Origin of the sequence: Nocardia sp. NPDC049149, from assembly GCF_043197455.1 — a bacterium.
Classification (GTDB): Bacteria; Actinomycetota; Actinomycetes; order Mycobacteriales; family Mycobacteriaceae; genus Nocardia.
This window is the reverse complement of the sequence record NZ_JBICTD010000007.1, coordinates 167,680-191,811: the sequence shown is the minus strand read 5'-3', so window position 1 is coordinate 191,811 and position 24,132 is coordinate 167,680. Positions and strand designations below refer to the sequence as shown.

24 protein-coding genes are annotated in these 24,132 nt (G+C 67.3%); 22 read left to right on the top strand and 2 right to left on the bottom strand.

Annotation, left to right across the window (positions count from 1 at the left end; translation table 11 throughout):
- Nucleotides 1-28: 28 nt before the first annotated feature.
- The 7 genes from ACGFNJ_RS28495 (at nucleotide 29) to ACGFNJ_RS28465 (ending at nucleotide 9,183) form a co-directional block, all read left to right on the top strand.
- A complete protein-coding gene (locus tag ACGFNJ_RS28495; protein ID WP_393454639.1) occupies nucleotides 29-1,666 on the top strand; it encodes an AMP-binding protein in 1,638 nt (545 codons plus the stop codon).
- Nucleotides 1,666-3,291 carry an AMP-binding protein gene (locus tag ACGFNJ_RS28490; protein ID WP_393454636.1) on the top strand — a complete coding sequence of 542 codons (1,626 nt, stop codon included), beginning with the start codon at nucleotides 1,666-1,668 and terminating at the stop codon, nucleotides 3,289-3,291. Before ACGFNJ_RS28495 ends, ACGFNJ_RS28490 begins: the two co-directional genes overlap by 1 nt.
- A 228-nt stretch (nucleotides 3,292-3,519) precedes the next feature.
- Nucleotides 3,520-3,954 (top strand): hypothetical protein, encoded by a 435-nt coding sequence (locus ACGFNJ_RS28485; protein ID WP_393454633.1) that lies wholly within the window; start codon nucleotides 3,520-3,522, stop codon nucleotides 3,952-3,954.
- A 142-nt stretch (nucleotides 3,955-4,096) separates the two neighbouring features.
- On the top strand, nucleotides 4,097-6,511 hold the full coding sequence (locus ACGFNJ_RS28480) for a Tex family protein (protein ID WP_393455366.1): 2,415 nt from the start codon (nucleotides 4,097-4,099) through the stop codon (nucleotides 6,509-6,511).
- A gap of 33 nt (nucleotides 6,512-6,544) precedes the next feature.
- Complete coding sequence (locus ACGFNJ_RS28475) at nucleotides 6,545-7,450, top strand: hypothetical protein (protein ID WP_393454630.1); 906 nt, start codon at nucleotides 6,545-6,547, stop codon at nucleotides 7,448-7,450.
- A 137-nt stretch (nucleotides 7,451-7,587) separates the two neighbouring features.
- Nucleotides 7,588-8,007, top strand: coding sequence for a DoxX family protein (locus ACGFNJ_RS28470; protein WP_393454627.1), 420 nt, complete (start codon nucleotides 7,588-7,590; stop codon nucleotides 8,005-8,007).
- A 21-nt stretch (nucleotides 8,008-8,028) separates the two neighbouring features.
- Nucleotides 8,029-9,183, top strand: coding sequence for a serine hydrolase domain-containing protein (locus ACGFNJ_RS28465; RefSeq protein ID WP_393454624.1), 1,155 nt, complete (start codon nucleotides 8,029-8,031; stop codon nucleotides 9,181-9,183).
- Nucleotides 9,184-9,188: 5 nt separating this feature from the next.
- Here the strand turns inward: ACGFNJ_RS28465 and ACGFNJ_RS28460 are convergent, their stop codons facing one another.
- Nucleotides 9,189-9,647, bottom strand: a complete 459-nt coding sequence (locus ACGFNJ_RS28460; RefSeq protein WP_393454621.1) for a hypothetical protein — start codon at nucleotides 9,645-9,647, stop codon at nucleotides 9,189-9,191.
- 74 nt (nucleotides 9,648-9,721) lie between these two features.
- On the opposite strand from ACGFNJ_RS28460, the gene ACGFNJ_RS28455 reads away from it, so the two are divergent.
- From ACGFNJ_RS28455 to ACGFNJ_RS28410, 10 genes are all read left to right on the top strand, one after another.
- Nucleotides 9,722-10,288, top strand: a complete 567-nt coding sequence (locus ACGFNJ_RS28455) for a helix-turn-helix domain-containing protein (protein ID WP_393454618.1) — start codon at nucleotides 9,722-9,724, stop codon at nucleotides 10,286-10,288.
- 162 nt (nucleotides 10,289-10,450) lie between these two features.
- Complete coding sequence (rplS, locus tag ACGFNJ_RS28450; protein ID WP_029893064.1) at nucleotides 10,451-10,792, top strand: 50S ribosomal protein L19; 342 nt, start codon at nucleotides 10,451-10,453, stop codon at nucleotides 10,790-10,792.
- A gap of 75 nt (nucleotides 10,793-10,867) precedes the next feature.
- The gene (gene lepB, locus ACGFNJ_RS28445) at nucleotides 10,868-11,617 is read left to right on the top strand and encodes a signal peptidase I (protein WP_393454614.1); all 750 of its coding nucleotides are present in this window, start codon (nucleotides 10,868-10,870) and stop codon (nucleotides 11,615-11,617) included.
- A 67-nt stretch (nucleotides 11,618-11,684) separates the two neighbouring features.
- On the top strand, nucleotides 11,685-12,488 hold the full coding sequence (lepB, locus tag ACGFNJ_RS28440; RefSeq protein WP_393454611.1) for a signal peptidase I: 804 nt from the start codon (nucleotides 11,685-11,687) through the stop codon (nucleotides 12,486-12,488).
- 43 nt (nucleotides 12,489-12,531) lie between these two features.
- On the top strand, nucleotides 12,532-13,323 hold the full coding sequence (locus ACGFNJ_RS28435) for a ribonuclease HII (protein WP_393455363.1): 792 nt from the start codon (nucleotides 12,532-12,534) through the stop codon (nucleotides 13,321-13,323).
- A 46-nt stretch (nucleotides 13,324-13,369) separates the two neighbouring features.
- The gene (locus ACGFNJ_RS28430) at nucleotides 13,370-13,675 is read left to right on the top strand and encodes a DUF2469 domain-containing protein (protein WP_011210678.1); all 306 of its coding nucleotides are present in this window, start codon (nucleotides 13,370-13,372) and stop codon (nucleotides 13,673-13,675) included.
- 138 nt (nucleotides 13,676-13,813) lie between these two features.
- A complete protein-coding gene (locus ACGFNJ_RS28425; RefSeq protein ID WP_393454608.1) occupies nucleotides 13,814-14,170 on the top strand; it encodes a YraN family protein in 357 nt (118 codons plus the stop codon).
- Complete coding sequence (locus ACGFNJ_RS28420; RefSeq protein ID WP_393454605.1) at nucleotides 14,170-15,678, top strand: YifB family Mg chelatase-like AAA ATPase; 1,509 nt, start codon at nucleotides 14,170-14,172, stop codon at nucleotides 15,676-15,678. The genes ACGFNJ_RS28425 and ACGFNJ_RS28420 overlap by 1 nt, the downstream gene beginning before the upstream one ends.
- Nucleotides 15,679-15,716: 38 nt before the next feature.
- On the top strand, nucleotides 15,717-16,844 hold the full coding sequence (dprA, locus tag ACGFNJ_RS28415; protein ID WP_393454602.1) for a DNA-processing protein DprA: 1,128 nt from the start codon (nucleotides 15,717-15,719) through the stop codon (nucleotides 16,842-16,844).
- 118 nt (nucleotides 16,845-16,962) lie between these two features.
- Complete coding sequence (locus ACGFNJ_RS28410) at nucleotides 16,963-17,886, top strand: tyrosine recombinase XerC (RefSeq protein WP_393454599.1); 924 nt, start codon at nucleotides 16,963-16,965, stop codon at nucleotides 17,884-17,886.
- A 206-nt stretch (nucleotides 17,887-18,092) separates the two neighbouring features.
- Here ACGFNJ_RS28410 and ACGFNJ_RS28405 read toward each other — a convergent pair whose 3' ends face one another.
- Complete coding sequence (locus tag ACGFNJ_RS28405) at nucleotides 18,093-19,550, bottom strand: MFS transporter (RefSeq protein WP_393454596.1); 1,458 nt, start codon at nucleotides 19,548-19,550, stop codon at nucleotides 18,093-18,095.
- A gap of 54 nt (nucleotides 19,551-19,604) precedes the next feature.
- Between ACGFNJ_RS28405 and ACGFNJ_RS28400 the strand changes: the two genes are divergently transcribed.
- From ACGFNJ_RS28400 to ACGFNJ_RS28380, 5 genes are all read left to right on the top strand, one after another.
- Nucleotides 19,605-20,315, top strand: a complete 711-nt coding sequence (locus ACGFNJ_RS28400; RefSeq protein WP_393454593.1) for a TetR/AcrR family transcriptional regulator — start codon at nucleotides 19,605-19,607, stop codon at nucleotides 20,313-20,315.
- Nucleotides 20,316-20,447: 132 nt separating this feature from the next.
- Complete coding sequence (locus tag ACGFNJ_RS28395; protein WP_393454590.1) at nucleotides 20,448-21,170, top strand: acetoacetate decarboxylase family protein; 723 nt, start codon at nucleotides 20,448-20,450, stop codon at nucleotides 21,168-21,170.
- A 276-nt stretch (nucleotides 21,171-21,446) separates the two neighbouring features.
- Complete coding sequence (locus ACGFNJ_RS28390) at nucleotides 21,447-21,812, top strand: YidH family protein (protein WP_393454587.1); 366 nt, start codon at nucleotides 21,447-21,449, stop codon at nucleotides 21,810-21,812.
- Nucleotides 21,809-22,144: a DUF202 domain-containing protein gene (locus ACGFNJ_RS28385; protein WP_393454584.1), complete on the top strand. Its 336-nt coding sequence runs from the start codon at nucleotides 21,809-21,811 to the stop codon at nucleotides 22,142-22,144. The genes ACGFNJ_RS28390 and ACGFNJ_RS28385 overlap by 4 nt, the downstream gene beginning before the upstream one ends.
- Before the next feature lie 47 nt (nucleotides 22,145-22,191).
- Entirely contained in the window at nucleotides 22,192-24,108 is a 1,917-nt protein-coding gene (locus ACGFNJ_RS28380; protein ID WP_393454581.1) for an alkyl/aryl-sulfatase, read from the top strand.
- Nucleotides 24,109-24,132: the final 24 nt, after the last annotated feature.

Below are 24,132 nucleotides of genomic sequence, written 5' to 3'. Positions count from 1 at the left end.
GAGCTGGATCACTATGAGGAGTGGCGAGATGGGCACCGACCTGAACCTGCGCGTGCGCGAACTGTTGGCGACGTATGACGGGCCTGCGGCGTCGGCCGCCGACCTGCTGTGCGACCGGCATCCGGCCAACGGCATCGCGTTCACCATCGTCGAGAGCGACCTGTCCTCGACCGACCTCACCTACGGCGAACTGCGGGAGCGGTCGGCTCGATTCGCGGCGGCGCTGGTGGCGCTCGGGGTCGAACCGGGGGATCGGGTCGCGACCTTGATGGCCAAGTCGGTGGATCTGGTGGTGGCGCTGCTCGGGATCTGGCGGTGCGGTGCCGTGCACGTGCCACTGTTCACCGCGTTCGCCCCGCCCGCCATCGCGTTCCGGCTGCAGGCGAGCGGCACTACCGTGGTCATCGCCGATACAGACCAGGCGCCCAAGCTGGCGCCGGGCGAAGACATGCCTGCCGAGGCGCCGTGGCGGCTTATTGTCGCGGGCGACACCGGGTCCGCTGAGACGCCGCAGGATGCGTTGCGATTGGACGAATTGATCGCCGCGCAGCCGACCGGGGCCGAAGCCGTCGCGGTGGGCGGCGACGGAATCATGGTGCAGCTGTTCACCAGTGGCACCACCGGCACGCCGAAGGGCGTGCCGATCCCGGTCCGCGCGCTCGCGGCTTTCGTTGCGTACCAGGAGTTCTCGCTGGATGTGCGCGCCGACGATGTGTACTGGAACGCCGCCGATCCCGGGTGGGCCTACGGCCTGTACTGGGCGATCCTGAGCCCGTTGGCCTCCGGCATCCGCAGCCTGCTGCTGCACGCCGGGTTCTCGCCGCCGCTCACCTGGGCGGTGCTGGAGAACTTCGGTGTCACGAACTTCACCGCGGCGCCGACCGTCTACCGCGCGTTGCGCGCCGACACCGCCACTGTCCCACCCGGTTTGCGCCTGCGCCGGGCCTCGTCGGCCGGTGAACCGCTGACCCCGGACGTGGTGTCCTGGTCGGTGGACGCGCTCGGTGTCGCGGTGCGCGATCACTACGGGCAGACCGAGCACGGCATGCTCATCTGCAACCACTGGCACGACGCGCTGCGAGTGGACGCGCCCGCCGGTTCGATGGGCAAGGCGATGCCGGGCTGGACCTGCGCGGTGCTCGACGACAACGCCGATGTCGAAGCGCCCGTCGGCCAACTGGGCCGGGTCGCGATCGACACCACGCACAGTCCGCTGCTGTGGTTCCTCGGCTACCTCGACGCGCCGGAACGCACCGCGCAGCGCTACACCGCCGACGGCAGGTGGTATCTCACCGGCGATGCCGGATCGCGGGACGCGGACGGCTTCTTCCACTTCTCCGCCCGCGACGACGACGTGATCATCATGGCCGGTTACCGCATCGGCCCCTTCGAGGTGGAAAGCGTGCTGGTGCTGCACGAGCAGGTCGCCGAGGCGGCCGTCGTCGGCATGCCCGACGACCTGCGCGGCGAGGTACTCGAGGCATTCGTGGTGTTGCGCACCGGGTCTGCCGCCAGCGATGAACTGGCGACCGAGCTGCAGCAACTGGTGAAGAAGAAGTTCGCCGCACACGCCTACCCGCGTACCGTGCACTTCGTGACGGAGCTGCCGAAAACGCCGAGCGGCAAGGTGCAGCGGTTCGTGTTGCGGCAGAAGGGAAACAAGTGATGTCCGCTCCGAGTTATGCGTCGGGTACCGCCGAGACTCCGCTGCTCGGCGACACCATCGGCGGCAATCTGGACCGCACGGTCGCCGCCTACCCGGACCGGGAAGCATTGGTGGACAAGCCGTCCGGCCGCCGCTGGACCTACCGTGAGCTCGGTGCGGCGGTCGACGCGTTGGCCACCGGGCTGGCCGAACGTGGCATCGGCAAGGGCGACCGGGTCGGCATCTGGGCGCCGAACTGTGCCGAATGGTTCCTCGTGCAGTACGCGACGGCGAAGATCGGCGCGATCCTGGTCAACATCAACCCGGCCTATCGCACCAGTGAGCTCGAGTACGTGCTGCGTCAGGCCGGCGTGCGGATGCTGGTGTCGGCGGCCGAGTTCAAGACGTCGGACTATGTCGCGATGATCGAGGAAGTCCGGCCCAACCTGGCGGACTTGGCGCAGGTGCTGGTGCTGGGCTCCCCGGAATGGGACGAGGTGGCGCAGACCGCGATCGATGCGGACCGGCTGGCCGGGCTCGCGGCGGAACTGTCCATCGACGACCCGATCAACATTCAGTACACCTCTGGCACAACGGGTTTCCCCAAGGGTGCCACGCTGAGCCACCACAACATCCTGAACAACGGCTTCTTCGTCGGCGAGCTGTGCGGCTACACCGAGCAGGACCGGATCTGCGTGCCGGTGCCCTTCTACCACTGCTTCGGCATGGTGATGGGCAACCTGGCGAGCACGAGTCACGGTGCGGCGGTGATCATTCCGGCACCGTCGTTCGATCCGGTGGCGACGCTCGCCGCTGTCGAGTCGGAACGCTGCACCTCGCTCTACGGCGTGCCGACCATGTTCATCGCGATGCTGGCCGAATTGGATTCCGCGACACCGGATCTGTCGAGCCTGCGCACCGGCATCATGGCGGGCTCACCGTGCCCGGTCGAGGTGATGAAGCGGGTGATCGACCGGATGGGCATGCACGAGGTCTGCATCTGTTACGGCATGACCGAGACCTCGCCGGTGTCTACCCAGACGCGCCGCGACGACGGCATCGATCGGCGCACCGGCACCGTCGGCCGGGTCGGCCCGCACCTCGAGGTCAAGATCGTCGATCCGGCAACGGGTCTCACGGTGCCGCGCGGCGCGCCCGGCGAGCTGTGCACCCGCGGTTACTCGGTGATGCTCGGCTACTGGAACGACCAGGCGAAGACCGTCGAGGCCATCGACGCCGCCCGCTGGATGCACACCGGCGACATCGGCGTGATGGACGACGACGGGTACCTGGCGATCACCGGCCGGATCAAGGACATGGTCATCCGCGGCGGCGAGAACGTCTACCCGCGCGAGATCGAAGAGTTCCTCTACACCCATCCCGACATCCTCGACGCCCAGGTGATCGGCGTGCCCGATCCGAAGTACGGCGAGGAGCTGATGGTCTGGGTCCGGATGCGCGAGGGCGCAACACCGTTGGACGCCGACGCGGTCCGTGAGTTCTGTGCGGGGAAGCTGGCGCACTTCAAGATTCCGCGTTATGTGCATGTGGTGGACGAGTTTCCGATGACCGTCACCGGGAAAGTCCGTAAGGCCGAAATGCGTGAATTGTCGCGCGAGCTTTTGGGATTGCCCGCCGACGGCTGAAATTGGAAGCTCGACCGGTCCGGTGTTCCGATAAATGAGTTTATCGTTTGTCGGCGGAAATGCGTTACATGTTGCAGTGCACGGCCTTTCGTAGTCGGTGCCCCGATTATTGCGGTCATGTCACCGGTGGATTGCGCGCATAAGGTGACTCTTGATCATTCGATCTGGGGGTTTTGTCCAATGCGTCTCGAAAGGTCTTGCATGTTCGTCGGTTCGATGTCACGTGTTATGTCTTGTGTTTTCGCCACTGCCGCACCGCTGCTGGTGCTGGCGCCGGCCGCCGAGGCGAATCCCGGTAGCCCGTACACCTGCTCGGAGTCGGTGCCGTCGAAAGATGGCTCCTCGGATGTGGAGTCGTGCATTTACGTCGAGAACGGAGTACCCCGGGCATTCGGCGGGCTCACCATCAAAGACGACTCGCTCTCGCCCTATAACTGCACCATGGTCGTCAAAGTGATCGACTTCGACGCGTACAAGACCGGGGACAACGAGGAGGTCGCAGACAGCGGCAAAATGCCCTGCACGAACGGCAGGTATCCCTCGCCGCCGATGACTGTGGACAGCGCAAAGGCGAAGCCAGGGCACAGTTACGGCAGCTACACCGAAATCACCAGGTACAACGATGGGGTCGCGCGTATCTACAGCCCGCGCGTGGTCCTGTAGTACGCGAATCGGCACGCACGTGGAAAACACCGGACCAGGCCAGGCACACTCGGCCTGGTCCGGTGCGTCTTGTCGGGTGACGAAGGTAGTGTCTCCGGACGTGACGACAGCGCCCGAGACCGCAAGTGCAGAGTCCGACCCCGTGCTTCCGCCCACGGCAGCGCCGCCCGCGACATCCGCAGGCGTCGCGCCTCAGGCCAGCGTGAACCGGCGCATCGCCGACGAGCTCGCGGTGCGCGAGACCCAGGTGCGTGCCGCCGTCGAGCTGCTCGACGCGGGCTCGACCGTGCCGTTCATCGCGCGATACCGCAAGGAGATCACCGGCGGTCTCGACGACGCGCAGCTGCGACAACTGGACGAACGTCTGCACTATCTCCGCGAACTCGACGAGCGGCGCGGCGCCATCCTCGAATCCATCCGTGGCCAGGGCAAACTCGACGACGCGCTGCACCAGCAGATCATGCTCGCCGAGACCAAGGCCAGGCTCGAGGACATCTACCTGCCGTACAAGCCGAAGCGGCGCACCAAGGCGCAGATCGCGCGCGAGGCGGGCCACGAGCCGGTCGCCGACGCGCTGATCAACGAGCCGACCACCGATCCCGCGCAGTACACCGCCGAGCAGCTCGACGGCGCGCGGTCGATCCTGGTCGAACGGTTCGCCGAAGACGCCGACCTGGTCGGCGAACTGCGCGAGCTGATGTGGAACCGCGGCCAGGTGAGCTCGACGGTGCGGCCAGGCAAGGAGGAGGCCGGCGCCAAGTTCGCCGACTACTTCGAGTTCAGCGAGCCGTTCACCAAACTGCCCTCGCACCGGATCCTCGCGCTGCTGCGCGGCGAGAAGGAAGAGGTGCTCTCGATCCAGCTCGAGCCCGATACGGAAGAACTCGAGCCAGGCACTCGGACCATCTACGAGGGCCGGATCGCGGTGAAGTTCAACATCTCCGACAAGGGTCGCGCGGCCGACAGCTGGCTGCTGGACACCGTGCGCTGGGCGTGGCGGACCAAGCTGCAGGTGAGCCTCGGCATCGACACCAGGATGCGGCTGCGGCAGGCGGCCGAGAAGGACGCCGTTGACGTGTTCGCGGCCAACCTGCGCGACCTGCTGCTCGCCGCGCCCGCAGGGACGCGCACGACGATGGGCCTCGACCCCGGCTACCGGACCGGCGTGAAGGTGGCCGTTGTCGACGCCACCGGCAAGGCCGTCGCCACCGAGGTGATCTACCCGCACAAGCCGCAGGGACAGACCGAGAAGTCGCTTGCCGTGCTCGGCGCGCTGGTCGCCCGGTTCGGCGTCGAGCTCATCGCGATCGGCAACGGCACCGCCTCGCGCGAGACCGATGCCCTTGCCACCGAGCTGATCTCGCGGATCCCGGAGAACAAGCCGACCAAGATCGTGGTGTCCGAGGCCGGCGCTTCGGTGTACTCGGCCTCGGCGTACGCCACGCAGGAACTGCCGGACATGGACGTGTCGCTGCGCGGCGCGGTCTCGATCGCGCGTCGCCTGCAGGACCCGCTGGCCGAGCTGGTGAAGATCGACCCGAAGTCGATCGGTGTCGGGCAGTACCAGCACGATGTCTCCGAGACGCTGCTCGCGCGGTCGCTCGGCGCGGTGGTCGAAGACGCGGTGAACGCGGTCGGCGTCGACGTGAACACGGCCTCGGTGCCGCTGCTGTCGCGCGTGTCCGGCATCGCCGGGTCGGTGGCCGAAAGCATTGTGGCGCACCGGGATCAGAACGGGCCGTTCCGCAGCCGGACGGCGCTGCTCGACGTGCCGCGACTCGGTCCGAAGGCGTTCGAGCAGTGCGCGGGCTTCCTGCGGATCCGCGGCGGGGACGACCCGCTCGACACCTCCTCGGTGCACCCCGAGGCCTACCCGGTGGTGCGCCGGATCATGGAATCGACCGGACGCGATATCACCGAGGTCATCGGCAACACCACCGTGCTGCGCGCGCTGCGTGCCGACGAGTTCACCGACGAACGCTTCGGCGTGCCGACGGTGACCGACATCATCACCGAACTGGAGAAGCCGGGCCGTGACCCGCGCCCGGAATTCAAGACCGCCGAATTCGCCGCTGGCGTGGAGAAGGTCGCCGACCTCACGCCGGGCATGGTGCTCGAAGGGGTCGTCACGAATGTCGCGGCCTTCGGCGCGTTCGTCGACATCGGCGTGCACCAGGACGGGCTGGTGCACGTGTCGGCCATGTCGCACAACTTCGTCAAGGACCCGCGCGAGGTCGTGAAGTCCGGCGACGTGGTGAAGGTGAAGGTGCTCGAGGTCGACGTCGCCCGCCAGCGCATCGGGCTGTCGCTGCGCCTGGACGACGAACCCGGTACCGCAGGCAAGGGCGACGGTGGTCGTAGGCAGGGCGGTGGCCAGGGCGAACGTGGTCGCGGCGGGCCGGACCGTGGCGGGCAACGGCAGAATGGACAGGGCAAGGGCCAGGGACAAGCCAAGCAGCAGAGCCAGGGCCGCAACCAAGGCAACCAGCGCCGCAATGCGCCTGCGCCGACCGGCTCCATGGCGGACGCGTTGCGTCGCGCGGGTTTCGGGCAGTAGGACGCACGCACCGGACGGAGGATTCAGGTCGCCATGCGACGGTGGCTCAATGAGGATGTGATCGCGCAGGGCAGGCTTCCACTGCTGTGCTTCCTTCTGGGGTTCATCGTCGGCTTCCTGTTGATCCGGCTCAGCGTCCGGCTGATCCGGAAACAGGTGCGGTGGTGGCCGGGCAACCTGCGCTCCGGCGGGGTGCACATTCACCACATGGTGTTCGGGGTGATCCTGGTGCTGTCGTCCGGCCTCGGCATGGTCGCTCTGTATCAGAACGCCTCCGCAACGACGGCCAGCGTGCTCGCCGCCGCCTTCGGTGTCGGCGCCGCGCTGACCCTCGACGAATTCGCGCTGATCTTCTATCTGCGCGACGTGTACTGGGAGGAACAGGGACGCACCTCGGTGGACGCGGTGTTCGTCGCGCTCGCGGTGACCGGGCTGCTCTTGCTCGGGTTTCATCCGCTGTGGTTGTTGGATATCAACGACTTTCGCAGCGACCCGAGCCTCGAGGTGCGGATCTTCGTGATCATCTTCGCGGTGGTGAACCTGGCGCTCGCGGCGATTGTCATTGCCAAGGGCAAGATCTGGACCGGGTTGTTCGGCATGTTCTTCCTGCCGCTGCTCGTCGTCGGCGCGTTCCGTTTGAGCAGGCCCGGCGCGCCGTGGGCGCGCTGGCGCTACGCCGACCGTCGGCGGCTGATGTATCGCGCCATCGTGCGTGAGCGCAGGTATCGCAGGCCGGTGATCCGCGCCAAGATCTTCGTGCAGGATCTGGTGGCAGGCAAACCGGATGTCGAGCATGTCCGCACCGCCGCCGAGGCCGAGCTCACTCGCACGGTCGTGCCTGCGCCGCCCGCGCCACACCGGCACCACTTGTCGCTGTTCGCGTCGGAGCCCGGCCCGGAGCCGGTGTCGCAGACGCCGGACCGCGGCGACGGTCTCTGAAACCTGCTCCGCGGACAGCGAATCGCGAGAAGGCCCGAGTCGGCTCACCCGGCCCGTTCACCAGGGGCCGAAGATGTGTTGTTACCTTCGTCCACTCCCGTCCGTCAAAGAGGTACGACCGACGGAAGGAACGAACCGTGAACACCAACACCAAGGACCGTGCGGTACGACTGGCGTACCTGGCCGCCACCGGGCTCATTCTCACCGAATCGGTGGTCGGCTCCTACTGGGATCTCGCCCGAATCGCTTATGTCCGTGAGGTTTTCGATCACCTCGGGTATCCGATGTATTTCGCAACAATTATGGGCACCGCGAAGATCGCCGCCGTGGCCGCGGTCGTGTTGCCCGGTCCGCCGCGCCTCGAGGAATGGGCCTATGCCGGACTGACTTTCGTCTACGGCGGCGCGGCGGCCTCACACCTCGCGGTCGGCGACTCGCCCAAAGCGTGGATCGGGCCGATGATTGCCACCGGTCTCACCCTCGCGTCCTGGGGCCTTCGCCCACCCGCAGGCCGGCGCAATCCGCTTGCCTTGCTGCGCCGTCCGGCACACGCCTGATATCGGGCCGAGGAGATATCGATGAGCAACGACGTACAAGGCACAGTCGCAGCGGGATTCGAAGAGGTGCACGCCGAATTCAGTGCGGTGGTGGCCGAGGAGAACGGCGAATCCGGCGCGCAGCTGGCGGCTTTCGTGGACGGCCAGCTGGTTGTCGACCTGTGGGCTGGCGCGCAGGTGACCGGTGACACGCTGACCGGGCTGCTTTCCTCGACCAAAGGGGCGGCGACAGTGGTTGTCGCCCTGCTGGTTCAGGACGGAATGCTCGACTTGGACCGTCCTGTCGCGGCGTACTGGCCGGAGTTCGCCGACGCGGGAAAGGCCGCGATCACTGTGCGGCAGGTGCTCGCGAACCAATCCGGAGTGATCGGCGTCGGCGGCGGATTCACCCTCGCCGAACTCTGTGACGATCGTGCGATCGCCCAGCGCGTTGCCGGACAGCGCCCCTTCTTCCGGCCGGGCGCAGCCCAGGGCTACGGCGGTTTCGTGACCTTCGCCATCCTGGACGCGGTCATCCGTCGCGTCATGGACAGCTCGATTCAGGACCTGTTCGAGGAACGCATCGGCGACCCCTACGACCTCGATGTCTTCCTCGGCCTGCCCGCAGCCGTGGACAAGCGCTACCTCCCCGTGCTGCCATGGCTCGCGACACCGGAGCAAGAGGCCGCCTTCGAGGCCAATTCACCTGGACCGCAAAGTATTCCGGGTATCGCATACAACATCAACGCCCCCGATTTCACCCATGGCGACGTACTGGCTCTCTCCAACAACCCCGCACTGCGAGCCAACGGCCCCGCCTCGATGGGCGCCGTCGGCAGCGCCCGAGGACTCGCGACCATGTACGCGGCCGCAATCTCGACCGTCAATGGCCTGCCGCCCCTGCTGAAACCTGACACCCTTGCCGAGTTCACGACCATCCAGACCGCGGCCGACGACCTGGTCCGTGGCGCGGATGTCGCATACCTCGTCGGCTTCGAAGCCAAGGGCCTGCGGCACCCGTTCCTTGCCGCAAACGCCTTCGGCCACTCCGGCGCTGCAGGTTCCGACGCCTTCGCAGATCCGCACAGCGCCCTGTCCTACGGCTACACCCGCCGTCGGGCCGCGTTCGGCTTCACTGCGCCCGAGAACGGGAGATTGGCAGCGGCTCTGTTCCGCGCAGCACCGCGTGCGCGTTGAAATATTCAGCGTTGCGCGGTAATTCGTGCCACAGCTGGCTCGAGCTCCGAAAGCTGGGTCAGCGCAATATGCATGCATGCGGCGATCAACGCAGTCTCGCCCACCGCGCACACCAAGGCCTGGGCGAGTTGTGCCCCCGGATCCGACGTGACCACGTCGAACCACATGTCGACGACCGCAACCCCGGCGACTGCGGCGGCGGTGAGTCCAGCGCGAGGGTCATTGCGGTGCAACAGGATTGTGGTCAGCCCGCACCCGGCGGCCAGCAGCAGGTCGAGACCGACCCACGCCGACGACCAGTTCCTGACCTGCGTGGTGTGCGGCAGCGTCTGTGCGAGGACGGCTGCCCACGGTAGGAGCGCCAGGGTGGTGGCGGCGAGGAACGCGCGTGGTTTGTCGCGGATGGCTCGGCTGAGGAGTCGGTTGCGTGGGCGAGACGGCTCTAGAAGTGCGGTGGTTCGCATGTCGGCCACGCTACGTAGGCAAAGAGTTCTTTGCAAACATTTCTTTGCAAAGAACTCTTTGCTACTCTTCGTGTATGGCGCTGCGCAGATCCGACGACATGACAAGCGCCGAGCGCACGGCGCTCTACCGCACGCTGGCCCATCCACTGCGCGGCCGCATCCTCGACTACTTGGGCAAGCACGGCGAGGCCAATTCGGCGACGCTGGCCGACGTGTTGGGGGAGAGCACCGGCAGCACCAGCTACCACCTGCGCAAGCTTGCCGAGCTCGGATTGATCGCCGAGATCGCGGAGAAATCGGCGGGCCGAGAGCGCTGGTGGAAGTCGCTGCCGTTCCACCACACCACGCCCGATCCGGCGACCATGGAACCAGCGGAGTACGCCGCCGCGGAGCATCTCGGCAGGCTGAAGGCTGGGCACGACGTCGAGCTCTATTTGCGGGCGGTGCGCGAATGGGCCGGCCCCGACGGCTGGGCGCAGGTCCAACGTCTCGGGACGCATCTGACGAAAGCCCAGGTGGGCGAGTTCATGACCGAGTATCTGGCGCTGATCGAGCGCTACACTTTCGCTCGCGAGGACGCGGTCGACGGCGCACAACCGATGAGCATCCGGTTGTTCGCGGTACCCGACAGCCCTGCCTGATCCGGGGGCCGATTTTTCTCGCGACCTGCCGATCTGGCACAATGCTCAGGTTGCCCTGGGTGAGTTGTGGACCAGGCGCATCCCCCTAAATCGGAGCATGAACCGGCCGAGCACGTGCGGTGCCGCCAGGGTCCTCTGTTCGCGCAACCCAGAAGGATGGACATGAACACCCTTGACTTCGTCGACGAGAAGTCGCTGCGCAGCGACGTCCCCGACTTCCGGCCGGGCGACACTCTCAATGTGCACGTGAAGGTCATCGAAGGCTCGAAGGAGCGCATCCAGGTCTTCAAGGGCGTCGTCATCCGACGCCAGGGCGGTGGCATCCGCGAGACCTTCACGGTCCGCAAGGTGTCGTTCGGTGTCGGCGTGGAGCGCACCTTCCCGGTGCACACCCCCAACATCGACCACATCGAGGTCGTCACCCGCGGTGACGTCCGCCGCGCCAAGCTCTACTACCTGCGCGATCTGCGCGGCAAGGCCGCCAAGATCAAGGAAAAGCGCTGAGCTCGTAGCGCTACCGAAAACATCCAGTAGCCCGGCATCGGACCGCAAATCCGGTGTCGGGCTACTGTTTTAAGCGTGGCAAAGCACAGGGGGAACCCGGCGGACAACGCGCCGAGACGCCGGGGCAGAAAGCGGCGGCCGTTCTGGCAGGAACTGCCGATCCTGATCGTGATCGCGGCGGTGGTCGCCGCGTTGCTGGTGAACTTCGTCGGCAGGCCGTACATGATTCCGTCGGAGTCGATGGAGCCGACGCTGCACGGGTGCGCCGACTGCATCGGCGACCGCATCTATGTGCAGAAGCTGAGCTACTACTGGGGTGACCCGAAGCCGGGCGACGTGGTGGTCTTCGTCGGCCCGCCCTCCTGGAACGACACCTTCCATTCGACGCGCTCGCGCAACACGGCGGTGCGTGGGGTGCAGAACTTCTTCTCGATCTTCGGCTTGGTGCCGCCGGACGAGAACGACCTGGTGAAGCGAGTGGTCGCGGTCGGCGGCCAAGTCGTGCAGTGCTGCGACGCGCAAGGCCGAGTCACCGTCGACGGCGAGCCGCTCTACGAGCCATACGTGCACACCGACTACCTGTGGGTGAGCGGCCAGCAGAACGAGACATATCCCAGAGGCAGGCTCTTCGGTCCCGTGCACGTGCCGCAAGGGCACGTGTTCGTGATGGGGGACAACCGCCGCAACTCCCGCGACTCGCGTGCCCATGTCGGCGACAGTCTGCAGGGCACAGTCCCGGTGGACAACATCCGTGGCAAGGCGGTGTTCAAGATCTGGCCACCGGGCCGGATCGGGCCGGTGCGGTCGGAGAACCCGCAGCCGTAGCAGCGCGAGGCTGGGAGTTGCTCGAGACTGGCCCCAGGGACGGCCCGGCCTAGGGCGTGAGTCACCCATGCGGGCTAATCTGTTCGGCGTGGCAGACGAGAGTGGGTCGGTGTCGGTGTCCGATTCGGACGACGAGGGGGTCGAGCGGCGTCGGGGCAAGCGACGGCGGGCGAAGAAGCAGCGGCCGTTCTGGCAGGAGCTGCCGATTCTTGTCGTCATCGCCGCCGTGATCGCGGCGCTGATGGTCACCTTCGTCGGGCGGCCGTACGTGATCCCGTCGCAATCGATGGAGACCACTCTGCACGGCTGCGCCGGCTGCGTCGGCGACCGCATCTATGTGCAAAAGCTGAGCTACTACTGGGGCGATCCGAAGCCGGGCGACGTGGTGGTCTTCGTCGGCCCGCCGTCCTGGAACACCCACTACCAGTCGATCCGCTCGGACAATGCGGTCGTGCGCGGCGTGCAGAACTTCTTCTCGTTCTTCGGTCTGGTGCCCCCGGACGAGAACGATCTGGTCAAGCGGGTGATCGCCGTCGGCGGTCAGACCGTGGAATGTTGCGACGCACAGGGCCGGGTGCTGGTGGACGGCAAACCACTGGACGAGCCGTACGCGCGCTACATCTTCCCCTACGTGCCCGGCCAGCCCTACGGTCCGGGCGGCGGCCGCGAATTCAAGCAGGTGAAGGTGCCGGAGGGGCATCTGTGGGTGATGGGCGACAACCGCAACGAGTCCGCCGATTCCCGCGCCCACATCACCGACGAGCTGCAGGGCACGGTGCCGGTGGACAACGTCCGCGGCAAGGCGGTGTTCAAGATCTGGCCGCCGAATCGGATCGGGCCGGTGCGGTCACAGAACGCCCAACAGAACTGATCGTCAGCGGCCGCAGCATAATTGGACGGTGGGGCAGAGCCGAGTGGGACACAGCAATGGGTGGCCGCCGCGTGTGGTGATGCGCAAGGCCAGTGGTCTGCGCACGCTCGAAGCGGCGTTGATCCGCAGCGGACTCGGCCCGGTGGCCGGCGTCGACGAAGCGGGTCGTGGACCGTGCGCGGGGCCGCTGGTCGTCGCGGCATGCCTGCTCGCGCCGAAGGCGTACGACAAGCTGGCCGGGCTCGACGACTCGAAGAAGCTCACCGAGCCGGTGCGGGAAGAACTGTTCCCGGTGATCCAGCGATTGTCGCTGGCCTATCACGTGGTGGTCATCCCGTCCTGGGAGATCGATTCGATCGGTATCCACGTCGCCAATATCGAAGGCATGCGGCGGGCGGTGGCCGGGCTCGGTCATTCGCCGGGGTACGTGTTGACCGATGGATTCCGGGTGCCGGGCATCCCGGCGCCGTCGCTGCCGGTGATCGGCGGTGACGCCGCCGCGGCCTGCATCGCCGCCGCCAGCATCCTGGCGAAGGTCACCAGAGACCGGATGATGGTCGATCTGGACCAGCGCTATCCCGGCTACGGTTTTGCCACCCACAAGGGCTACAACACGCCCGATCATCTCGCGGCGCTGCAGCGTCTCGGCGCCAGCGACGAGCACCGGCGCTCGTGGCGCAATGTGCGCGAGGTGGCCGGCTTGCGGCCGGTCGCGGACGTGGCCGAGCAGGCCGACGCCACGCTGGCAGGCGAGGTGGACGAGATGCTGCCCGCCGAGTTCACCGACCTGCGTCCGGACAGCCGAGTGGCTACCGGCGCTACCCATGCGCGATGATGTCAGCACACGACGCAGCGCGGCGAGAAGGAGGACGTCCCACCCGATGAGTGCCGAGGACCTCGAGAAGTACGAAACCGAGATGGAGCTCTCGCTGTATCGCGAGTACAAGGACATCGTCGGTCAGTTCTCGTACGTGGTGGAGACCGAGCGCCGTTTCTACCTGGCCAACTCCGTGGAATTGCGCCCGCAGAACGCCGACGGCGAGGTGTATTTCGAGGTTCGGATGAGCGATGCCTGGGTGTGGGACATGTACCGCCCGGCCCGCTTCGTCAAACACGTCCGGGTGATCACCTTCAAGGACGTCAACATCGAAGAGCTGGAGAAGCCGGACCTGCGGCTGCCCGAGTAGCACGGGGCACCGACGATTCGGTGCCCTTTCCGGCCCTGCGCACGGTGAGTTGTGCACAGGGTGCCCGTTATCAACAGCCCTGGCATTTGCCCAGGTCAGCGCCCGGGTGGGCGGCGCGCCGCCGAGCACGCTGGCCGGGTGACAAGCAAACAGGCGCTCGGCGCGCACGGGGAAGAGTTGGCGGCACGATTCCTGCAGGCCTCTGGGATGGAGATCGTCAGTAGGAACTGGCGATGCAGATACGGTGAGCTGGACCTGATCGCCAGGGACGGCGACATCACCGCCTTCGTCGAGGTGAAGACCCGATCCGGGCTCGGCTACGGGATACCGGCCGAGTCGGTCACGTTCGCCAAATGCCAGCGCATCCGCAGGCTGGCCCTGCTGTGGCTGGCCGAGCAGGAAGGACCGTGGCGGCAGATCCGGTTCGATGTCGTCTCGGTGCTGCTGACCCGCGGCCACGAACCGGTGATCGATCACCTCCCGGCGGTGTTCTGATGGCGCTCGGCCGAGCCCATTCGGTCGCGGTCACCGGCGTCGACGGTCTGCTCGTCGAGATCGAGGCCGACATCGGGCAGGGGTTGCCGACCGTGCACCTGGTCGGGCTGCCGGACACCGCGTTGCAGGAGTCACGGGACCGCGTGCGTTCGGCCGTCGCGAACTCGGGGGAGAAGTGGCCCGACGGGCGGGTGATCCTTGCGTTGTCGCCCGCGACGCTGCCCAAGATCGGCAGTGTCTACGACCTCGCCCTCGCGATCGCGGTGCTCGACGCGGCGGGCACCATCCCCGCCGCACGACTCGCGAAGACGGTGCTGCTCGGCGAGCTCGCCCTCGACGGCCGGGTGCGGCGAGTGCGCGGCATCCTGCCCGCGGTGATCGCGGCGCGCAAAGCGGGCTGGCCCTCGGTCGTGGTGCCGGAGTCGGCGTTGGCCGAGGCCGGATTGGTCGACGGGATAACGGTTTTCGGGGCGGGCAGCCTGCGCGCGCTGATCGCCTGGTTGCGTGGGGAAGGCACGCTGCTCGAACCGAGCGGGCACCTGCCCGACCCGGTCCGTTCCGGTGGCGACCTGAGCGAGGTGGTCGGTCAGGACGAGGCACGGTGGGCGCTGGAGGTGGCGGCGGCCGGTGGTCACCATCTGCTGCTGACCGGTCCGCCAGGCATCGGGAAAACGATGCTGGCTCAACGTCTTCCGGGTCTGCTTCCGCCGTTGTCGGAGTCCGAGTCGCTCGAGGTGACCGCCATCCATTCGATGGCGGGGGTGCTGTCCGACGACCATCCGCTGATTGCGGTGCCGCCCTTCGTCGCACCGCACCATTCGACCTCGGTCACCGCGATGATCGGCGGCGGTTCGGGAACCGCGCGGCCGGGCGCGGTGAGCAGGGCCCACCGCGGTGTGCTCTTCCTCGACGAATGCGCCGAGGTCGGGACTAAAGTGCTGGAGGCGATGCGGACTCCGTTGGAAGAGGGCGAAGTTCGCATCGCCCGCCGCGACGGTGTCGCGCGCTATCCGGCGCGCTTCCAACTCGTGCTGGCCGCCAATCCGTGCCCGTGTGCGCCGGCGCGCGACGTCGATTGCATCTGCGCGCCGCTGGCTCGTCGGCGATATCTGGGGAAATTGTCCGGGCCGTTGATGGATCGGATCGACATCTGGGTGCAGATGCGCGGTCAGTCCGGCGCGGCGTTCAGCACCGACGCGGCCGAGAGCAGTGCGGTGGTGCGCGAGCGGGTCGCCATGGCCAGGCAGGCGGCCGTGCACCGCTGGCGAGACCACGGGTGGCTGACGAATTCCGAAGTGCCCGGCCATGTTCTGCGCCAGCGGTTCCGGCTGCCCGCCGAGGCGATCGCTCCGGTGGAAACGGCATTGCGGCTCGGTCGGATGTCCGCGCGTGGCGCCGACCGTGCAATACGAGTGGCCTGGACTATCGGAGACTTGCGTGGCGCGGAACTTCCGTCTGCGCAGGATGTGCTGGCGGCGTTGAACTTCCGGCAACGGAGCGCGCAGTGAGCGCGGGGTCGCCGACGGACGCGCGGAGGTTGGCTTGGGTGTACCTGTCGCGCGTGATCTCCGGACCCTGCCCGGCGCTGTCGGCGTTGATCGACTCGGTGGGTGTCGAGGAGGCGGCGCGCGCCGTCCGTGACTGCGCACTGCCCGCGGTACTCAGAGGGCCGACCGAGCAGCGGCGTGGAACGGACACGGCGGAACGGGATCTGGAGCTGATGGCGCGGATCGGCGGGCGAGTCGTGACGCCCGACGATCCCGAGTGGCCTGCCTGGCGCCTGCTCGGCCTGACTCAACTGGAGGAAGGCCGCGACCGCGACGGGGCGGTGCCGCTCGTGCTGTGGGTGCGCGGCCCACGGTCGCTGCTGGAGTCGAGCGAACGCGCGCTCGCGGTGGTCGGCTCGCGATGCAGTAGCGGGTACGGCAATCACGTCACCGGCGAGATCGCGGGTGACCTTGCGGCCCAAGGCTGGACGATCGTGTCCGGCGCGGCCTTCGGCATCGACGCGATGGCACATCGTGCGGCGTTGGCGGTCGACGGCGCCACCATCGCGGTGCTGGCCTGCGGCGTCGACCGTCCGTATCCGGCGCAGCACGATCGGTTGCTGGCCGAGATCGCCGAAACCGGCTTGGTGGTCAGCGAATATCCGCCGGGGACCACCGCGCACAAACACCAGTTCCTCGCGCGCAATCGGCTCGTCGCGGCCTTGGCCGACGGTGTCCTTGTCATCGAGGCCGGTCTGCGCAGCGGTGCGCGCAACACGGTGAAATGGGCACGACGCCTTGGCCGTCCGGCGCTGGCCGTCCCCGGTCCGGTCACGTCGGCCGCCTCGGTCGGCTGCCATCGGATGATCCGTGAGGGCGAAGCCGTCCTCGTCACCCGCGCCGAGGAGGTGATCGACGAGGCGGGCCCGCTGCGGCTATCGCTGCCCGGCACCGCGGGCTCGGCCACGAGCCCGGCGGACACGCTCGACGGCGACGAGGCGTTGGTCTTCGCCGCCCTCCCGGCGATCGGATCCCGGCTGCCACGCGAACTGTCCGACCAGACCGGACTGCCGCTGGCTGCCGTCCGCGCGGCCCTACCCGCCCTCGACCTCGCCGGACTCGTCGGCTCGGACGACAGCGGCTGGTTCCGCAAGGCGACCACGCACCGCACCCCGAAGGACACCTGACCCATGCCAACCAACCCGAAGGAAAGTCACCCATGTATGGCACTGGTCGGTACCGGCCGCGCGCGCTCGATCGGCGCGGTGGCTTGCCAAGAACGACAACGGTCGCGACGGTGGTGAGATGGACGAGCTACCCGAGGATCTGGAAGCACTGCTGACCGAGTACAGCAGGCATCTGCGGCTCGGGCGGAATCGATCGGCGCACACCGTGCGTGCCTATCTCGGGGATGCGCGCTCGCTGCTGGCGCATCTGTATGAGCGGTCTGCGGATTCGGCAGTGCGCGAACTGGATCTGTTGCTGTTGCGGTCCTGGCTCGCGCAGCAGGCGGCCATGGGGGTGGCCAGGACCACCATGGCGCGCCGTGCGTCGTCCGCGCGCACCTTCACCGCGTGGCTGACCAGCACCGGACGGCTGGCCGTCGACCCCGGCCTTCGGCTCGGCTCGCCGAAGGCGCATCGGGTGCTGCCCGCCGTGCTCGGCCAACCGCAAGCCATCGGTGTCATGGAAGCGGCCGAATCCGGTGCCGCGCAGCACGACCCGATGGCGCTGCGGGACCGGCTCATCGTGGAACTGTTGTACTCCACCGGCATTCGGGTCAGCGAGCTCTGCGGACTCGACATCGAGGACGTCGACCGGGAACGCCGAGTGGTCCGGGTGCTCGGCAAAGGCAACAAGGAACGCTCGGTGCCCTTCGGCGTCCCCGCGGACGAGGCGATCGGCGCGTGGCTCCAGCATGGTCGCGCAGCCTTCGCGACCGGGGAGTCCGGCCGCGCGCTCCTGCTCGGCCGTCGCGGCAAGCGGCTCGACCAGCGCCAAGCCAGAACCGTGGTGCACGAGGTGGTTTCGGCCATTCCCGGCGCGCCCGACATGGGTCCGCACGGCCTGCGCCACACCGCGGCCACCCACCTGCTCGAGGGCGGCGCCGACCTTCGCATCGTCCAAGAACTCCTCGGCCACGCGAGCATGGCCACCACCCAGCTCTACACCCACGTCTCGATCGAACGTCTCAAGAAGGTGCACGACCAAGCCCACCCCCGCGCATGACGCACCGCAATCGTGCCCTGACGCACCGCAATCGGTGCCCTGACGCACCGCAATCGGTGCCTGATGCACCGCAATCGGTGCCTGATGCACCACAAATCGGCGCGTGACGGACCGTCGATCGGCACGTGACGCACCGCAATCCGTCTGCGGCGCAGTGGATTCGGCCTGCCGCGGCCGCCCCTGTGGTGACAGGGACGGCCGGGCGGTCAGCCGACTTCCACCGTGTCGGCTTGCGGCTGTTCGGCCGGCTTGCGGGCGCGGAGCAGGGCTGCGCCCAGTAGCGCGGCGGCGACGCTGAAGCCCGCGCTGATCCAGGAGCCGGTGGACATGGCCGCGGTGAAGGCTGCCTTGGCGGGCTCGTCGAAGCCGAGTTGGAAGGCGGCGCCGATGGATTCGCGGGCCGCGGCCGGTGCGTCGGCGGGCATGTGTTCGGTGAACACGCCGGCGAGCACGCTGCCGAGGATCGCGATGCTGATCGCCATGCCGACCTGCTGGAGCGTGTCGTTCATGGCCGAGCCGACACCGGCGTGCTCGAGCGGGATGGCGCTCATGATGGCGGCGTAGGCGGCTGGGCCTGCCAGACCGCCGCCGACACCCATGACCAGCATGCTGACCAGAACCCACAGGTACCCCTCGCCCATCGCGAGGATCGCGAATGCCAGGCCCATGACCAGCAGTCCGGACACGATCAGCGTCTTGTTGGTGAGCTTCTTGCCGAGCGTCGCGCCGAGCCCGTTGCACACGGCGGCCGCCACCGCATAGGGCAGCAATGCCAACCCGGCCTTCATCGGGCCGTACCCGAGCACGAACTGCAGGTACTGGGTCAGCATCAGCATCACCGCACCCATGCCGAACACCATGAGCAGCAGGGTGAAACAGGTCCCGCTGAAGTCGCGATTGCGGAACACCGCAAGCGGCAGCATCGGATGCGCCGATCGGCTCTCCCACATCACGAACGCGACCGCCGCCAGCGCGGCGAGCGCGATCATGCCGATGTTCCACTCTCGCTCGATGATCACGTAGACCGTGGAGACCAGCGCGACGACGGAGAGCAGCACACCGATCAGGTCGACCGGTCGCTGTTCACCGGTGGTCTCCGGCATCAACACCAGCGCGGCGACGATGGCGAGGATCGCCACCGGAATGTTCAGCAGGAACACCGAACCCCACCAAAAGTGCTGCAGCAGAAAGCCACCGAGGGTCGGTCCGGCGACGATGCCGACCATCGACACGGTGCTCCAGCCCGCCATCGCCTTGCGGCGCTCGTCCTCGGCGAAGGTGGTCATCAGGATGGACAACGTCGACGGCATCACCAGCGAGCCGCCGACGCCCATCGCCACCCTGGCGGCGACGACCTGCCAGGGTTCGGTGGCGAGCACCGCGCCGAGCGAGGCCACCCCGAACGCGGCGAGACCGATGATCAGCATCCGTCGCCTGCCGAATCTGTCGGACAGGCTGCCCGCGGTGAGCAGGAGTCCGGCGAAGACCAGGATGTAGGCGTCCAGGATCCATTGGATATCCGACGGTGTTGCGCCTAGTTCCCGAATCAGTGACGGGATAGCGAGATTGAGCACAGTGCCGTCGATCATCAGCACCAGCAGGGACAGGCAAAGGACCCCCAGAATCCACCAGCGGCGGGGGTCTCGTACAGCGTTCGATTCCACTCGCACAGCGTACGATAGTCTCGAACAGTGTGCGAATGAATATAAGATTGGCCCGTGACCAAGCAGTTCTCTTCGGTATGGCTCCGCGAACCCCGGCAACCGAAGGCGTCGGGACTCCACCGTGATCAGATCGTCGAAGCCGCGGTGGCGCTCCTGGACGCCGAGGGGCTCGAAGCGTTGAGCATGCGCAAGATCGGCGCCAAGCTCGGCGCGGGTGCGACCAGCCTGTACTGGTATGTCGCGAACAAGGAAGAACTGCTGGAGCTGGCGCTCGACGAGTTCTGGGGCATGGTGGAAACGCCGGAATCCGATGATGCGCCGTGGCGTGAGGTGCTCACGACGTTCGCCTACAACTTTCGGGCGACGATGCGGGCCCATCCGTGGTCGGCCGGCCTGGTCGGGCGGTTGCCGAGCATGGGTCCGAAGGCGTTGCGAGTCACCGACCGACTGCGTCGCGCCTACTACGGCGCGGGATTCCGTGGCATCGACATCTACATGGCCAGCGGCACCGTGCTTTGCTACGTGCTCGGACAGGTGACGCCGGAGATCGCTTGGACCAAGGCGTACGGCGATGTCGAGTTCGATGCCGACAGCGCCTTGGAGATGATGGATCAGGTGGCTGAGGACTACCCCGAGATGCGGGCGGATTACCACGCGACGATGCCGAGGGATACGGCGACGACCAGGGCGATGGCGTTCGACTTCGGGCTGCTGTGTGTGTTGGACGGCCTGGAGGCCCGGTTGCGCGGCGTGTCGGGGTCCTAGAGCGCGAATCGATACACGTTCATTTTGAGTAACGGTCTAGAGCATGCCTTTACGTTGGTAATCTGACACGCGTTCTAGTTCGCTGGATTGGTGAATCCGGCGATTCGGTGCACCGGTGGGAAGGCGTTCGGAGTGAGCACCCATACCGTCCTCGGTCAGGAAGTGCGCATGCCGGTGCAGATCCGGCTGGCCCACGCGTTCATGGCGTCCTATCTGGTGCCCGCCGACGCCGCGCAGCAGGTGATCGACTACTCCGGGCTGCGCGTGCTGCGGCTGCCCGGTGGTCGAGCGATGTGTTCGCTGGTTTTCGTCGAGTATGTGGACGGAGATCTGGGTCCCTACAACGAGTTCGGTGTCTCGTTCATGGTCCGGCACCACACTGCGGGTGGGCTCGGTGATATTCGCGCGTTGGCGACGAACCGCGCGGGGGTGCTCATCCACCGACTGCCGGTCGACGGCGACTTCACCCTCGCGGCAGGCCGCGGCATCTGGGGATTCCCGAAGGAACTCGCGGACTTCGACGTTCGCCACGACACGGGGACCCGGCACGGCGCCTTGCATCAGGACGGCAAGCTCGTCGTCGATCTGACTGTCCGCCATGGCATTCCTACTCCGCGCCGGCGCGCCGCGGCTTCGTCGTTCGACGCGTACGCCCACATCGACGGCGTCACCCGCTGCACGCCGTGGCGCATGGCGCCCTCGGGCATGCGCGCCCGACCCGGCGGCGCCACCCTCGCCCTCGGTGATCACCCCATCGCCGACGAACTGCGATCGCTGCGCCTGCCACATCGCGCGCTGATGACCTCGACCATCGCCCGATTGGCGATGACATTCGACGACGCCGCCGTGGTGTGAGCCCGGTGTGTCGCCGAGCGAAATCCCGCCGACATCGCGGTAGATAAAAGGTCTTGACCAGCGGGAATGGTTTCGGCACCGCCGAATAACCGCATGATCACGGCGTCGCGCGGTTCGTGGACTGCCCCCGGGCGGCCGGTTAGGCTGACGTAGCGGATCATTTGCTCGCAGTACGAAACCGACCGGTGTGGGAGAGGTGCCCGTGACTTCCGACGACCAGCGCAGAGTGCTGGAACCGGGTGCCAGCCCGGCGGAATCGCGCGGGATGTGGACGGCATGACCCTCCCGAGCCCCGACGCCGAATCGGCAGCCGGGGAAGCGGATCTCGACTACCGATTCACGCTCGCGAACGAGCGAACGTTCTTGGCGTGGATGCGGACCGCACTCGGCCTGCTCGCCGGCGGCGTCGCGGTACACACCCTGGTACAACCGTTCCGAATGGGCGGCGTGCGACGCGCTCTCGCGCTGAGCTGCCTGGTGTTGGCGGTGATCATCGCGATCGGCGCCTACGCGCATTGGCGGCGCGTCGGCGCCGCGATGCGCGCGGGCCGCCCGCTGCCCGACACCGTGCTGGTGCCGATTCTCTCCGCGGGCATCGCCGTCGTTTCGGTGCTCGCCGGTGTCGCGGTGTTGCTGCGATGAGCTCGGGGACTGCGGGTGCGGCCGAGGTCAAGCCTGGGCTTGCCGCGGAGCGGACCGCGTTGGCGTGGCGGCGGATGGCGGTGGCCGCGATGCTCACCGCCGCACTGTTTTTGCAGCATGCCGTGACGAGCGAGTGGCGGCCCGCGCTGCTTGCGCCCATTGCGGCGGCGATCGCGATGGCAGCGCTGGCGGCCATGGCTTATCTGCGCAATCGCAGCCTGCACGAAGGGCGTTACGCGCACGGCCGACGTGTGGTTGCCGCAACGACCGCGGTGGTGGTGGCGGTCGCCGGTATTGCGGCAGTCATCGGAATCGTCGATCCATGGCCTTAGTTCGGACACCGGCCCGGCAGCCCGCCCCGACTCCCCAGGAGGATGACATGAGCACAGCGACCGAGCCGAGTGACTTCATCGCCGCGGAGCAGCAGCGTGCGGCCGCCGCGATGCCGTTCGCCGACACCGCCGATCTCGCGGATGCCGACCGCGGGTTCATCGCCGCGCTGGAGCCGGGTGTGGTCACCGCCGCCGACGGAACCGTGGTGTGGGACAACGACTCCTACGACTTCCTGCGTGAATCCTGTCCCGCCTCGGTCAATCCGAGCCTGTGGCGGCAAGCCGGGCTGGTCATCAAGCAGGGCCTGTTCGAGGTGACCGAGGGGATCTATCAGATTCGCGGGCTCGACCTGTCCAACATGACGCTCGTCGAGGGCAAAACCGGTGTGGTCGTGATAGATCCGCTGATCTCGGTGGAGACCGCGGTCGCAGGGCTTGCGCTGTATCGGGCGCATCGCGGCGATCGGCCGGTGACCGGGCTGATCTACACCCATTCGCATGTCGACCATTTCGGTGGCGCGCTGGGAGTCACGACCGCCGACGATGTCTCGGCGGGCCGCTGTCCGGTGCTGGCTCCGGCCGGGTTCCTGGAACATGCCGTTGCCGAGAATGTGTACGCGGGCACGGCGATGGCGCGTCGGGCCGGATACATGTACGGCGCGGTGCTGCCGCGTGGGCCGCTCGGCGCGGTGGGTGCCGGGCTCGGCCAGACCACCTCGGTCGGCACGGTCACGCTGATTCCGCCGACCGTCGACATCACGGCCACCGGTCAGCAGGAGACGGTCGACGGAATCCGCATCGTCTTCCAGATCACTCCCGGCACCGAAGCGCCCGCCGAGATGAACTTCTACTTCCCGGACCGCCGGGCCCTGTGCATGGCCGAAAACGCCACGCACACACTGCATAACCTGCTCACCCTGCGCGGTGCCCTGGTGCGCGACCCGCACGTCTGGGCCAAGTATCTGACCGAGGCGATCACACTGTTCGCCCGCGAGTCCGATGTGGTGTTCGCCTCGCATCACTGGCCGACGTGGGGCACCGATCGGCTGGTGGAATTCCTTGCGCTGCAACGAGATCTATACGGATACCTGAACGACCAAACGCTGCGGCTGTTGAACCAGGGGTACGTCGGCGCGGAGATCGCCGAAATGCTCACGCTGCCACCGGCGGTCGAGGGCGCCTGGCACACCCGCGGGTACTACGGTTCGGTCAGCCACAACGTCAAAGCCATCTACCAGCGGTACATGGGCTGGTTCGACGGCAACCCGGCACATCTGTGGGAACACCCGCCGGTGGAATCAGCGATCCGGCACGTCGAATTCATGGGCGGCGTCGATGAGGTGCTGCGCAAGGCACAGGCCTCCTACGCCGCAGGCGACTATCGGTGGGTGGCCCAGGTGGTCAACTATGTGATCTTCGCCGACCCCAACAACGACGCCGCTAAAGCGTTGCAGGCCAGCACCTTCGAACAACTCGGCTACGGCGCGGAGAACGCCACCTGGCGCAACTTCTACCTCAGCGGCGCCTACGAACTGCGCTACGGCTCCTTCGGCACACCGACCAAGGCCAACGCGCCGACGATGCTCTCGGCGCTGACCGTCGATCAGATCTTCGACGCCATGGCGTTGCGTGTCGACGGGCCGAAGGCATGGAATCAGCGCGTCGTCGCGGACTGGCACATCACCGACGAGAACCGGGTGCACCGCCTCGAACTCCGCAACGGGAGGTTGACACACTTTCGGCAGCCGGAGGGGGTTCGGCTGCCCGAGGCCGACGCGGTGTTCACCCTGACGAAGGCCACGCTGACCCGAGTCCTGTTGGTAGGCGACGACTTCGGTGTCGCGGCGGCCGCGGGTGACATCCAGATCGAGGGCGATGTGACCAAGCTTGCGGAGCTCGTCGGCGTCTTCGATGCGCCGGACCCCGACTTCGCCATCGTCACTCCGCGCGGCATGATCGGCTGAGCTGCCGGAACGCAGCGGCCGCGA